The sequence below is a fragment of the Secundilactobacillus mixtipabuli genome (assembly GCF_002217925.1).
Taxonomy (GTDB): domain Bacteria; phylum Bacillota; class Bacilli; order Lactobacillales; family Lactobacillaceae; genus Secundilactobacillus; species Secundilactobacillus mixtipabuli.
Genome location: NZ_BCMF01000008.1, coordinates 40,868 through 54,145 on the forward strand (window position 1 = coordinate 40,868; position 13,278 = coordinate 54,145).

Here is a 13,278-nt window from a genome sequence, read left to right on the forward strand (position 1 = left end):
CTTATTACTCATCTAACTCTGTCTTCAATTCCAGAATCGTATCACGCAACGTTGCAGCGTGTTCGAAATCGAGTTTCTTGGCCGCACTGCGCATTTCATCTTCTAGACGCTTGATCATATCATGTTGTTCCTCAAGCGTCATTGATTCAAAGTCAGTTTCGACAAAGTCATCTTTCTTACCAGCATTTTCATCCGGCTTCGTTACGCTAATCAAATCACGAATATCTTTCTTGATTGTCTTTGGCGTAATGCCGTGTTCTTTGTTATAAGCAATTTGGATCTGACGCCGACGCGCCGTTTCATCCATCGCTTTTTTCATGGAATCAGTCACCGTATCAGCGTACATAATAACGGCACCGTGTTCATTACGGGCAGCTCGGCCCATCGTTTGAATCAATGACCGTTCGTTACGTAGGAAACCTTCCTTATCTGCGTCCAAAATAGCAACTAAAGAAACTTCTGGAACATCGATTCCTTCACGTAACAGGTTAATCCCAACCAGCACGTCATATTTGCCAAGACGTAAATCACGAATAATTTGCGTTCGTTCCAAGGTCTTAATATCACTGTGCAGATATGCAACTTTGATGCCTAAGTCCTTCAGATATTCACTTAAATCCTCCGCCATTTTCTTGGTTAAAGTCGTGACAAAGACCCGTTCATTTGCGTCGATTCGTTTATTGATTTCACCCACTAAATCGTCCATCTGTCCCATGATTGGTCGGACTTCGACGGTTGGATCAAGCAGCCCAGTTGGCCGAATAATCTGCTGAACAACCGTATCCGTCTGATCCATTTCATAATCACCAGGTGTTGCAGACATATAAACGACCTGATTAACGTGCTTTTCAAATTCATCTAGTTTGAGTGGCCGGTTGTCAAGCGCACTGGGCAGTCGAAAGCCGTAATCGATCAGCTGTTGTTTCCGTGAACGGTCACCATTATACATACCCCGAACTTGTGGCATCGTGACGTGGGATTCATCTACGACTAGCAAAAAATCTTTGGGGAAGAAATCTAGTAAGGTATACGGTGGTTCACCCGGTTTACGGCCATCCATAAAGCGAGAATAGTTTTCAATTCCGTTGGTGTAGCCCATTTCCCGCAACATTTCAATATCGTATGTGGTCCGCTGCTGAAGCCTCTGTGCTTCGAGCAGCTTGCCTTCCTTTTCAAAATAGGCCAACCGGTCCTTCAACTCAGCTTCAATCCCCGTAATCGCGTGCTCCATAATATCATCGTTAGTCATAAAGTGGGTTGCCGGGAAGATTGCAACGTGATCACGATCACCAATAATCTCACCCGTTAGCGCATCCACTTCACGGATTCGGTCAATTTCATCGCCAAAGAATTCGACTCGTAGTGCCCGTTCATCACGTGATGCTGGGAAAATTTCTACCACATCGCCATGAACCCGAAAGCGGCCACGTTGAAAATCAATATCGTTGCGTTCAAATTGAATATCCACTAATTTGCGCATTAAGTCATTTCGTTCAACTTGCTGCCCCACCCGAAGTGACACGGTGTGGTTTTTATACTCGGTTGGATCCCCTAAACCAAAAATAGAAGACACCGAAGCCACGACAATCACATCGTTACGTTCAAGCAACGAACTAGTAGCGGAATGCCGTAATTTATCGATCTCATCATTAATCGATGAATCTTTTTCAATATAAGTGTCACTAGAGGGGACGTAAGCTTCAGGTTGATAATAATCATAGTAGCTGACGAAGTACTCAACGGCATTATTGGGAAAAAATTCCTTAAACTCGCCATAAAGCTGCCCGGCCAGCGTTTTATTATGAGATAAAATCAACGTCGGTTTGTTCACGTTTTTAATCACATTGGAAATGGTAAACGTTTTCCCAGTTCCAGTCGCACCCAACAGGACTTGGGCCTTCTTGCCCGCTTCAATCCCCTGAGTCAATTCCTTGATTGCTTCAGGCTGATCACCTGTAGGCTGATACTTTGAAACGAGGTCAAACTGACGATTTTCCTGCCGTTCAATCATAAATGGCTTACCCCCTTAAACTCAATCCACGTTAAAAATAGGAAAGCAATCGCCTTCCTACATGCGTTCGTCTATTCTAACATAGCGAACGTATTTTCGCCAACGAAAGAATTGGCTAATCAATATACACAATAAAAGCTGTTACAACAACTATTCTCCCGTCTAGTTTCTAAAGTGTTTTTTGATAAATGATGGCATCCATAAACGTCTTGCCAACTTGCGTTCTGGTTTCACTCAGCCGTTCAAATTGAGCCTGATCGTAAAAATCTAAGCCAGCTTGATCGGCTTTTAGCACGAGCAACTGTACCTGAACAGCTGTCAGTTCTTTGAGAACAGTCAAAACTTGGTTAAGGATCTGAGACTGCTCAGCAGTTGAAATAACGGTTTTATCAACAAAAAATTGACCTAGCCAAACCAGTTGAGGCAGCGGATAGTCGATAGTGAGATCAATGGTGGCAACCAGCTTATCGCCTTTAAATAATCCTAAATAATGTTTCTGGGCCGCTGCTGCCTCGCTGGCAACCTCATCTAAATCCGAAACGGCTTCACGTTTAGTTAGTTTATGATCTAAAAATAAATCAAAATAAGCCTGGTACTGCTTCTGTAAGTCATAAATCTGATCCTCATCGTCATGAGTCAGCTCCCGAACATCATAATGGAGTTGACGCGTTAATTGTTGGGCTAATGTCTGCATACCTGTTTCCCCTTTTCGTTTTACACTACTACTTTATTATATAGTAACTCAGCGTTAATTTAATGAAATAATCTCATGACAAAAAAATAGAATGGCCAACGACCATTCTATTTTTTAAATGCTTTATTTAACGGCTGCACCATTATCTGCCAGAGATTCAATGTATTTAAACACTTGTTGGCCGGCAATACCACCATCACCAACAGCGGTTGTAATCTGGCGCAGATCTTTGACCCGAACATCGCCAATGGCAAAGATTCCTGGAACCTTAGTTTCCATTTGGCCGTTTGTTTCAATCCAGCCCATCTCATCAGTGATACCCAAGCCAGCGAATTGCTCAGTCTTCGGCAAGATACCGACGTAGATGAAAACACCACTGGCATCAATTGTGGTTTCTTCGCCAGTTTGATTATTACGAACTTTAACACCAGTCACTTTTTGATCATCGCCAAGAATTTCTTCGACGTTGCTGTTCCAAACAAAGTTCATTTTGTCGTTAGCAAAAGCTCGGTCTTGAATGATCTTCTGGGCGCGCAACTGATCTCGACGGTGAATAACCGTCACTTTAGAAGCTAACTGGGTGAGGTAAAGCCCCTCTTCTACAGCTGAGTCGCCACCGCCAACAACAATCACTTCACGGCCCTTAAAGAAGGCACCATCACATACCGCGCAATATGATACACCACGGCCACCATAGGTTTCTTCACCAGGAACCCCTAATTTACGATATTCCGATCCGGTGGCAATGACTACGGCCTTGGCTTCAAACGTATCCGTATCCGTCGTGACAACTTTGGTTGCACCATGATCTTCAACGGATTCCACACTGCCATAAGCGTATTCAGCGCCAAACTGAGTGGCACCCTTATACATGTTTTCAGCTAAATCTGGCCCTAAGACTGAAGAAAAGCCCGGATAATTTTCAATTGCCGCAGTGTTGTTCATCTGACCGCCATAAATGCCGCGGTCTAACATGAGTACGGATAAGTTGGCACGGGAGGCATAGAGTGCAGCGGTCATTCCGCCAGGCCCCGCCCCAATTACGATCACATCATATTGTTTAGCCATACTACTTCCCCTTTCAAGCGCAAAAAGTGCGACACTGATTAATTTGATTCATTTTATTAATTATAGACGAAGCCCAGTCTACTATCTTTTTGTAAGTTTGTCGAGAATTTAAATTGCACACAAGCAGCTTTTTAAAATTCTGAACGGCCCTCACGCATCATTAAGTCAGAAATAGCTTTTCGAATATCCTTACCTTCATATAGCACTTGGTAAATCGCTTCGGTGATTGGCATCTCCACACCCCGTTGCTTTGATAATTCATAAGCAGCTTTTGTTGTTGCAACGCCTTCAATGACCATCCCCATGGTATCGACAACTTTGTCCAACGTCTGGCCTTTACCCAGCTCATCACCGGCACGGTAGTTACGAGAATTTTGACTCGTCCCAGTCACGATAATGTCGCCGACACCTGCTAGTCCAGTAAACGTTTGTGGATTAGCGCCGAAGGAAGCCCCTAGCCGTGAAATCTCAGCCAGGCCCCGGGTCATCAAAGCTGCTTTTGCATTATCACCATAACCAAGACCATTTAACGCACCCGTCCCTAACGCAATGATATTTTTCAGAGCCGCCGCGATTTCGACGCCAATGACGTCACTGTTGGTATAGACACGGAAATAACGGTTCATAAACAACTTTTGAGTATGTTTGGCCGCTTCCGCATCCGCACTGGCAGCTGTTACTAAGGTAATATCCCGTTTAGCGACATCTTCAGCATGACTTGGTCCTGACAGCACCGTGATTGATTGCCGTAAATCAGCCGGAATCTCTTCAGCCAAAATCTCAGAAACCCGTTTGTAAGTGCCCTGTTCGATCCCTTTGCTAGCATGAATCAGCTGAGGCTTAGTCCCCAGATCGGCTAACACCGCCTTAGCGTCACTTGCCACAGAGCGGACAGCTTTAGTCGGAACAACAAAAAGGACCGTTGTCGCACCAGTTAGTGCCTGCTTTAAATCTGAATAGGCTATAAGGGTTTCAGAATACGTAAAATCCTTTATATAATGCGTATTAGTATGCTTTTCATTTAGCTCTTTGACCTGATCTGGATTATACGACCAAAGCGATACCTGATTGCCGTTTTCATCCAATAGATTTGCCAATATGCTTCCCCAAGAACCTGCACCTAATACTGCAATTTTTTCAGACATAGTGATTTCTCCTTAATTTTTAGCCTGCTGGGCTTTTTTTGAAAATGGATTACCGTCCAAGTACAAAGCAACCTGACTGCCAAGCCGTCGACGATAAATAATGAGTCCAATTGCGCCAACGAACAATACCACAGATAGCAGCTGTGAAACCCGTATCGTGTTCAACAGCATTAAACTATCTGTTCGCATCCCTTCAACAAAGAATCGACCAAACGAGTACCAAATCACGTAGCTTAGAAACACTTCACCTTGCTTAAACAGGCCAGGTCGGTGCCGCAAGCTCATCAAAACGATGAATCCTAAAATATCCCAAGTGGATTCATACAGAAATGTCGGCTGTCGATAGGCCCCATTTATCAGCATTTGAGAAATAATGAAGTGGGGCAAATGTAACCCTTGAAGAAAGCTCAAACTGGTCACTTGACCAAAAGCTTCCTGGTTCATAAAATTACCCCACCGGCCAATTCCCTGAGCCATGATAACCGTTGGTGCTGCAATGTCGAGCATTAACCAAACCGGAATAAACCGGGAACGGCAAAACAGTAATACCACGATACCCGCACCAATCAACGACCCGTAAATAGCAATACCGCCATCCCAAATCCGGATAATTTCGGCTGGATGCTGTGCATAGTATGGCCATTCAAAAGCCACGTAATAAATTCGCGCTGCAATGATTGCAGCGGGTAGTGCCCACAAAATCATATCGTAAATATCATCAGCGTCAACGTTTCGGCGACTGCCTTCACGAACTGCCAGTGTCACCGCAATGATCACGGCACTGGCAATTATGATGCCGTACCAATGTACCTGAATTGCTCCCAAATGAAAGGCAATGGGATTTAGTGCTGCAAGAATTCCCCGCAAGGGTGCCACCTCTTAACTTTCACAAAAATTTATTCATGTTTCGAATTTTTCTTAATCAGTCGGTTTAAATTGTCATCGAATACCTTTGTTGCATCATATCCCATTGAGCGTGCCCGGAAGTTCATCGCTGCCGCTTCAATGATGATGGCTAGGTTACGTCCAGTTTTAACTGGAATTGAAATCTTCGGAATTTCAACGTCAAAGATTTTCTGCGTTTCAGCCTCACCGCCGAGCCGGTCAAATTTCTTATCAGGCGTCCAGAGTTCAAGGTGAACGATCAGTTCGATATCGGTGTCACTTCTAACGGCACCTGCCCCAAATAAATTCATGACATCGATAATGCCGATTCCCCGAATTTCTAGCAGATGGGATAAGATCGCTGGTGCTTCTCCCACCAGGGTCTGTTCATCCTGCTGGTAGACCTCCACTCGATCATCCGCAATCAACCGATGACCACGCTTAACCAGCTCAAGGGCAGTTTCACTCTTACCAACTCCGGAATCACCAGTGATCAGTACGCCGACACCGTAGATATCAACTAAAACACCGTGCAATGACTGGCGTTCGGCTAATTTACCTTCAAGATAGTTGGTCATATTACTCAAAACTCTGGAAGTCGTCATTTTAGTGCCCAGAATCGGAATTCCGGCTTCCTTAGCAGCTTGAAGTAACTCTTCCGGCGGTTCAAGTTGAGTTGATATCACGAAGGCGGGCGTTTCTGGCTGACACATTTGCCGCATCACTGTCAGCAAATCATCGTGACTCATCCCCTTCGCAAAGGAAGTTTCTGTAATCCCCAATAATTGAATTCGTTTAGCTGGATAATAGTTAAAATAACCCGTTAATTCAAGTCCTGGCCGTGAAATATCACTGGTAGAAATCTTCCGATCAGCCAGTAAATCATCACCATAGATCACATCAAGCCGAATATTTTTAACTAAATCAGCAACCGTTACACTCTCTGCCAAATTATTGACCACTACTGGTACACCATATCCACAAATACTAAAGACTGTCGCTTTAGCTTCCCGGTTAGCCATCGGAAATGATTCATCCGCCGCTTAAAACTCATTCTTGCCTAAAACCTGTTTAGCTAACACCAGCCAGTAGTGGTTTGCCCTTCTTTCCAAAGCTGGTTTTAACAAGAACTGCGGGGGTAATATTTAACGTTTAATCGCTACTATGATTGGAACCAACGTAGTTTGAAATGATTGTATTGCAAATTGACATTAATAGTGCAACTAGCATCGCCATCCCAAATGAACTGAAGTGAAAGTCACTGCCAACCAATGTCGATGTTAGCTGAAGCATAACACCATTGATGACAATGCTAAACAATCCTAACGTCACCACTGTAATTGGTAAGGATAAAATAAACAGGATTGGTTTTACCAAAGCGTTTAAAAGTGACAAAACCACGCTGGCTAAAAATGCGACCCAAGGACTAGCCACGTAAAAATTTTCCTTTAAAAAACCCGCAAGTGCCATAAATAGCACTGCATTAATTAGAATTCGAACCCAAAATTTCATATCCAGCAACTCACTTTTTATCAGCATCTTCTTCTGTAACGTCATGAAGCTCTTTTCGAGAACGTGATTGCTGTCCTGGCCCCCAGAACGTGGAGTGGTGCGTTGTACCAGAATCTTCCGGTATCAGCACAGTAAGTAATAAGTAAACGAGTAATCCAAATAAAATGTGACCTGGATAAATCGTCAGGATAACAAAAATAATACGAACCAACGCGACACTGATGCCAAAATACTCAGCAATTCCTCCAAGTACTCCGGTAAATATTCGCCTAGACGAGCGTGTTAGTCGGTGTTTGCTATTCATCAAAGAATCACCTCATTTCTGGTTACCAATTACAAATACGTCACCTGCACGACCCCTTTTAACAGGATCACTTGCTGTACAGCTTATCGTAAATGGGGCAAATGAAAAAGCATTAACGACTGAAAACGTTGCCCTTTCAGTTTTTGCCCTAAAAAGCAACTCATTTTATGCTACTAGAATCATTATACCCACTCAGCTGAAGATAGACAATTTAATCGTGCCTTTCAGAAGAATTCCACAAAAGAGGCTGCGACACAACTCGGTAGATTCCAGAATATAACCGCAAATAACGTCATTCCGATGGGTTTTATCGGGATGGCGTTATTTGCGGTTATATGGACGGAATCTGAGTTGTGGAACAGGTTAAGGCTTATATTCAATTAATGGAACTAAAGTAAATTCTAGGCTGTGTATAAGTCGAGAAATTAGATTAAATGCTTGTCGACATAGACTTATGGCACAACCTCTTACTTTTTTCATTTCATTAACTTCAGTTCAACGATTTGACCGGTCTTTAAGTAGACGATCCACTCACCGACGTTGGTCAAATAATCCGCGATTCGTACCAAATCGCTCGCCACATTGTTATAATTCATGGCCGCAACTAGCACATCTGCATCCGTTGCAATTTTGTTGTAACTTTCACGCATAATCTGATCGCGATATTCAATCAATTGGTCGTTAATAGTCACTAACGCTTTTGCTGCTTCTTCATCTTTATCAACGTAAGCTTGAATCGCCTGTTTGACCATGTCAGTCGTTAAATGACCCATCTCAGCTAACTGCGTCTCAATTTCGCTAACTCGAGTATTACCTTTGACATCGATTGTTGCATGCGCAATATTCCGCGCGTGATCACCGGCCCGTTCCAAATCAGAAACCGCCTTTAAAATCGTCACAACTTCTCGTAAATCGGAAGTCACTGGTTGATACAGAGCAATAATTTCAAAGGATTTAGATTCGAGTTGGATCTCACGTTCGTTAATATCGTGGTCATGGTCGATAATGGCTTGGGCCGCTTGCCGGTCATGATCAATAAATGCGTCTACCGACTGCTGAACAACGTTACTCACCAAGATGCCCATTTCGGTAAAACCATTGTCAAGTTCATCTAATTCTTCATCAAATAAGCGTCTCATTCGTACCCTCCTCAGGTTTTAGCCAAAACGGCCACTAATGTAATCTTCAGTTTCTTTACGAGCTGGATTCATAAAAATCTTTTTGGTATCATCCATTTCGATCACTTCACCATTCATGAAAAAAGCGGTTCGATCAGAAATTCGCGATGCCTGCTGCAAGTTGTGTGTCACGGTAATGATCGTGTAATCGGTTCTTAATTTTAACAAAGTCGTTTCAATTTGGCTACTGGAAATTGGGTCCAGAGCGCTAGTAGGCTCATCTAACAAAATGATCTGCGGTGAAACGGCTAAAACCCGCGCAATGCAAACTCGCTGCTGCTGACCGCCTGACAATGACAAGGCACTTTCGTGTAAATGATCCTTAACCTCATCCCAGACCGCTGCTTGTTTCAAGCTAGTCTCAACAACTTGATCCAGGCGTTCGTGATTTTTCTCCCCAGCCAGTTTGAGGCCAAAAGCCACGTTATCATAAATCGAAAAGGGAAACGGATTGGGTTGTTGAAACACCATGCCAATTTCTTTTCTTAAAGTGACCAAATCCGTCTGTGGCGCGTAAATATTCTGATCCCGAAACTTGATGGTCCCTGTAACTGTCACGTTTGGAATCAAGTCGTTCATCCGGTTAAGAGTTCTCAAATAAGTTGACTTACTCGACCCTGAGGGACCAATCAGCGCTGTAATACCGCCTTCTTCAAATGAAAGGTCAATTCCTTTGAGGGCTTCATGCTGGCCATAATAGACGTGCAAGTCATGAGTTTCTAATATTTTAGTCATTGTACCCTCCTAACCAAAGTCCCCAGCAACGTAATTATTAGTCAGCTGAACTTTGGGGCTTGTAAAAATTTGTGACGTTTCATCAAATTCCAGTGCCCGCCCCATATTAAAGAACGCCGTAAAGTCGCTAATTCTAGCAGCTTGCTGCATATTATGCGTCACAATAATAATCGTGTAATCTTTTTTAAGCTTCAGCAGGGTTTCTTCTAGTTTCCCAGTTGAAACAGGGTCCAGCGCACTAGCCGGTTCATCCAGAAGCAAGATGTCTGGCTTAACGGCAATTGCCCGAGCAATGCATAATCGTTGCTGCTGACCGCCGGATAACGCTAACGCACTCTTATTGAGTTTATCTTTCACTTCATCCCAGATTGCTGCTTGCCGTAAACTCGTTTCGACGGTTTCATCAAGAACTTTCTTATCTGTGATCCCACGTCGCTTCAACGCAAAGGTAATATTATCGTAAATTGATTTAGAAAACGGATTGGGCCGCTGAAAGACCATGCCAATACGCCGGCGCATTTCGTAAACATCAATTTCTGGACGGTTCACATCTACGCCACGATAAAGGATTTCGCCGGTCACGCGTGCAACCCCATCGTTCATTCGGTTTAATGACCTCAAATAAGTTGACTTGCCTGACCCAGAAGGCCCAATAAGTGCCGAAATTTGATGCTCGGGAAATTTTAAATCGCCCTCATGAATCGCTTCATTATCGCCGTAAAAGACGCGAAGCTGCTTTGTTTCCAGCACAATTGGCTGTTGACTTTTTAAGCTGGGATCCACAATGTGGCGCTCCAGCCACCCATCATCTGAATGTGGGCTTGAAGGATTGATCAGCATTTTATTTTCCTCCTGATAATGACTTTTCAGAAACGCGTTATCCCGCTGTCAGCCGTTTGAACAAACGATGACCGACAAACCGTGCTAATAAGTTAAATCCTAAAACTGAGATGACCAGCACAGCTGAAGCACCAGACGAAATGGCTTTAGCATCCGGCATGATTCCTTCAGAATTAATCTTCCAAATGTGCACAGCTAAGGTTTCCGCTGGACGCATCGGATTTAACGGACTGGCCATATTAAATGGATTCCAGTCGGTAAAATTCAGCGCTGGTGCACTTTGACCAGCTGTAAAAATCAGGGCGGCTGCCTCACCGAAAATTCGGCCTGCACTAAGAATGACCCCCGTTAAAATGGCTGGTAATGCTGCTGGTACGATAATGTGAAGGACCGTTTCCCATTTAGAGAGACCTAATGCTAAGCCGCCTTCACGCTGTGCGTCCGGAACTGCAGCCAAAGCTTCTTCAATACTGCGTGTCAGTAACGGCAAATTAAAGAACGTCAGCGCAAAAGCACCGGATAAGATTGAAAAGCCAAAACCAAATTGTACTACGAATATCAAAAAGCCAAACAGGCCAACGACTACTGATGGTAATGAACTTAAGATTTCAATTGCACTTCTAACTAATGCTGTAACCCAATTCTGTTTTGCGTATTCATTTAAATAAATACCGGCACCTAAAGCAATCGGGAAGGAAATCAACATTGTTAATATTAATAGGTAAAACGAGTTAAACAGCTGAATACCAACGCCACCTCCACTTGTAAATGCTCTAGCAGGTGACGTTAGAAAATGCCAACTGATGGCTGGAAGACCGCTAATGATGATGTAGCCTAGTAACGCTGCCAAAATGACGACAATGGTACTAGCAATCACGTATAACATTGAAATTGCAATTTGATTACTCGTTTTTGGACTCATTTCGACATTGCCCCCTTCCGGCCAATCAGCCGAATAACTAGATTAAAGATTAACGACATTACTAATAGAACCAGTGCCAACGACCACAGTGCGTTGTTTTGCAGAGAACCCATCACCGTGTTGCCGATGCCAGTCGTTAATACTGAAGTCAGTGTTGATGCAGGCGATACCAAGCTGTGTGGCAGTAATGCGGCATTCCCAATAACCATTTGAACCGCTAATGCCTCGCCGAACGCCCGAGCCATTCCAAACACAATAGCCGTCAGCATCCCTGGTGTTGCAGCCCTTAAAACCACTTTATAGATAGTTTGCCACTGAGTCGCCCCTAACGCCAAAGCAGCCTCCCGGTAATACCGGGGAACTGATCTCAACGCATCGACACTCATTGAAGTAACCGTGGGCAGGATCATGACAAATAAGACAAACGTCCCGGCAAGAATACCAAACCCGCTACCGCCAAAAATACTTCTGACGGCTGGTACAACAACCGTCAAACCAATAAAGCCATAGACAACTGACGGTATCCCAACCAGCAACTCAATCACTGGCTGTAAAATTTTGGCGCCGCGATGCGGTGAAATTTCAGTCATGAAAATCGCAGTCCCAATGGCAAAAGGCGTGGCCAATATCGCCGATAAAACAGTCACAACAAACGACCCGCTGATCATTGGTAAAACGCCAACCTCTGGCTGTCCCTTGGAATTAGTCACGTTCGGATTCCAATCCTTACCCGTCAGGAAATCAATCACGTTCACGTGATTTGAGAAGAAGGTAGAGAGCCCCTTAGAAGCAACAAAAATGATAATGGCAAAAACGGTCACCGTAATCAGCATTAAGGCCAAAAAACTAACCGTTTTCCCCAATCGTTCAAGCTTAGCTGCTTTGGATCGTTTGAGGAGTTGCTTTTGTAATTTATTATTCATGACTGGCCTCAACCTCCTGCACCCTTCCCTGTCCGTCTCGGGTCACCTTCATGTCTGCCATGCTGATATACCCTAAACGCCGAACCAATGAATTTTGAATTTCTTTTGACTGAACATACTTGATGAATTTCTGGGCAAGTGGTTGCGGCTTAAGCCCTGTATACATATGCTCATAGGACCAAATTGGCCACGAATTGTCAGCAACGTTTTGATTCGTCGGCTCAACACCATTTAAACGAATCGCTTGAACGGTTTTATCAACGTACGAAAAGCCAACGTAACTGATGGATCCTGGAGTAGTTGCAACAATTTGGCGTACCATTCCAGAAGAATCCTGTTCCTGTGCAGCAATACTGCGGTGATTTTTAAGCCCAAATCGTTCAAATGTCGTTCGCGTCCCGCTTCCCTGTGCACGGTTTAAGATAACGATTTTTTGATCTCGACCACCGACTTGTGCCCAGTTATGCACCTGCCCGGTAAAGATTTTGATGAGCTGATTAGTCGTCAGGTGATTGACACCGGTTGAACGGTTTACGATTGGGGTAATTCCAACAACGGCCACCCGATGGTCTTGAAGCCGACCAACTTTAATCCCCTTTTGTTCTTCAGCAAAGACATCCGCATTGCCAATATCCACCGCGCCTTCCTGAACTTGACTAAGACCAGTACCTGATCCACCACCTTGAACGTTAATAAATGTCCCTAGGTGATGGGTGGCGTAATCTTCACCAGCAGCTTCCACAAGTGGCTGAAGGGCTGTTGAACCCACTGCTGTAATGGTCATATTTGCTTTATTAATCTGTCTGGTCTGGTATGCCCAGCCCCCTAATATGATTAGGCCAACTAACAGCAGGCATTCAATCCACCGCTTCTTTTGCATGTTCAAACCTCCGATTTTGTCTTTCTAGGCTAGTGTATCGAAACAATGTAAATGTAATGTACACTTCTTTGTAAAGATTATGTAAATATCTGGTTTTACTAAATATACCAATATTAGATTGGAACAAAAAAGATCCCAAAATATTCAGTGGTCCGAATATCTGGAATCTAGCAAAAATCGT

General features: G+C 43.9%; 14 protein-coding genes. All 14 read right to left on the minus strand.

Features of this window, described 5'->3' with window-relative positions:
* Window positions 1-4: 4 nt before the first annotated feature.
* A complete protein-coding gene (uvrB, locus tag IWT5_RS08705; protein ID WP_089109570.1) occupies window positions 5-2,011 on the minus strand; it encodes an excinuclease ABC subunit UvrB in 2,007 nt (668 codons plus the stop codon).
* 169 nt (window positions 2,012-2,180) lie between these two features.
* Entirely contained in the window at window positions 2,181-2,705 is a 525-nt protein-coding gene (locus IWT5_RS08710; protein ID WP_089109571.1) for a hypothetical protein, read from the minus strand.
* A gap of 123 nt (window positions 2,706-2,828) precedes the next feature.
* On the minus strand, window positions 2,829-3,773 hold the full coding sequence (gene trxB / locus IWT5_RS08715) for a thioredoxin-disulfide reductase (RefSeq protein WP_089109572.1): 945 nt from the start codon (window positions 3,771-3,773) through the stop codon (window positions 2,829-2,831).
* A 131-nt stretch (window positions 3,774-3,904) separates the two neighbouring features.
* Window positions 3,905-4,918: an NAD(P)H-dependent glycerol-3-phosphate dehydrogenase gene (locus tag IWT5_RS08720; protein WP_089109573.1), complete on the minus strand. Its 1,014-nt coding sequence runs from the start codon at window positions 4,916-4,918 to the stop codon at window positions 3,905-3,907.
* A gap of 12 nt (window positions 4,919-4,930) precedes the next feature.
* On the minus strand, window positions 4,931-5,785 hold the full coding sequence (gene lgt / locus IWT5_RS08725) for a prolipoprotein diacylglyceryl transferase (RefSeq protein ID WP_089109574.1): 855 nt from the start codon (window positions 5,783-5,785) through the stop codon (window positions 4,931-4,933).
* Window positions 5,786-5,814: 29 nt separating this feature from the next.
* Window positions 5,815-6,753, minus strand: coding sequence for an HPr(Ser) kinase/phosphatase (gene hprK / locus IWT5_RS08730; RefSeq protein WP_089109656.1), 939 nt, complete (start codon window positions 6,751-6,753; stop codon window positions 5,815-5,817).
* A gap of 202 nt (window positions 6,754-6,955) precedes the next feature.
* Window positions 6,956-7,315 carry a phage holin family protein gene (locus IWT5_RS08735; RefSeq protein ID WP_089109575.1) on the minus strand — a complete coding sequence of 120 codons (360 nt, stop codon included), beginning with the start codon at window positions 7,313-7,315 and terminating at the stop codon, window positions 6,956-6,958.
* A gap of 10 nt (window positions 7,316-7,325) precedes the next feature.
* Window positions 7,326-7,619, minus strand: a complete 294-nt coding sequence (locus IWT5_RS08740) for a PspC domain-containing protein (protein ID WP_089109576.1) — start codon at window positions 7,617-7,619, stop codon at window positions 7,326-7,328.
* Between the two features lie 476 nt (window positions 7,620-8,095).
* Window positions 8,096-8,758 (minus strand): phosphate signaling complex protein PhoU, encoded by a 663-nt coding sequence (gene phoU, locus IWT5_RS08745; RefSeq protein ID WP_089109577.1) that lies wholly within the window; start codon window positions 8,756-8,758, stop codon window positions 8,096-8,098.
* Window positions 8,759-8,776: 18 nt separating this feature from the next.
* A complete protein-coding gene (gene pstB, locus IWT5_RS08750; RefSeq protein WP_089109578.1) occupies window positions 8,777-9,532 on the minus strand; it encodes a phosphate ABC transporter ATP-binding protein PstB in 756 nt (251 codons plus the stop codon).
* A gap of 9 nt (window positions 9,533-9,541) precedes the next feature.
* Window positions 9,542-10,330: a phosphate ABC transporter ATP-binding protein PstB gene (pstB, locus tag IWT5_RS08755; RefSeq protein WP_439959096.1), complete on the minus strand. Its 789-nt coding sequence runs from the start codon at window positions 10,328-10,330 to the stop codon at window positions 9,542-9,544.
* Between the two features lie 79 nt (window positions 10,331-10,409).
* Complete coding sequence (pstA, locus tag IWT5_RS08760) at window positions 10,410-11,294, minus strand: phosphate ABC transporter permease PstA (protein ID WP_089109580.1); 885 nt, start codon at window positions 11,292-11,294, stop codon at window positions 10,410-10,412.
* On the minus strand, window positions 11,291-12,217 hold the full coding sequence (gene pstC / locus IWT5_RS08765; RefSeq protein ID WP_089109581.1) for a phosphate ABC transporter permease subunit PstC: 927 nt from the start codon (window positions 12,215-12,217) through the stop codon (window positions 11,291-11,293). The genes pstA and pstC overlap by 4 nt, the downstream gene beginning before the upstream one ends.
* A complete protein-coding gene (locus tag IWT5_RS08770) occupies window positions 12,210-13,097 on the minus strand; it encodes a phosphate ABC transporter substrate-binding protein PstS family protein (protein ID WP_089109582.1) in 888 nt (295 codons plus the stop codon). The genes pstC and IWT5_RS08770 overlap by 8 nt, the downstream gene beginning before the upstream one ends.
* Window positions 13,098-13,278 lie beyond the last annotated feature (181 nt).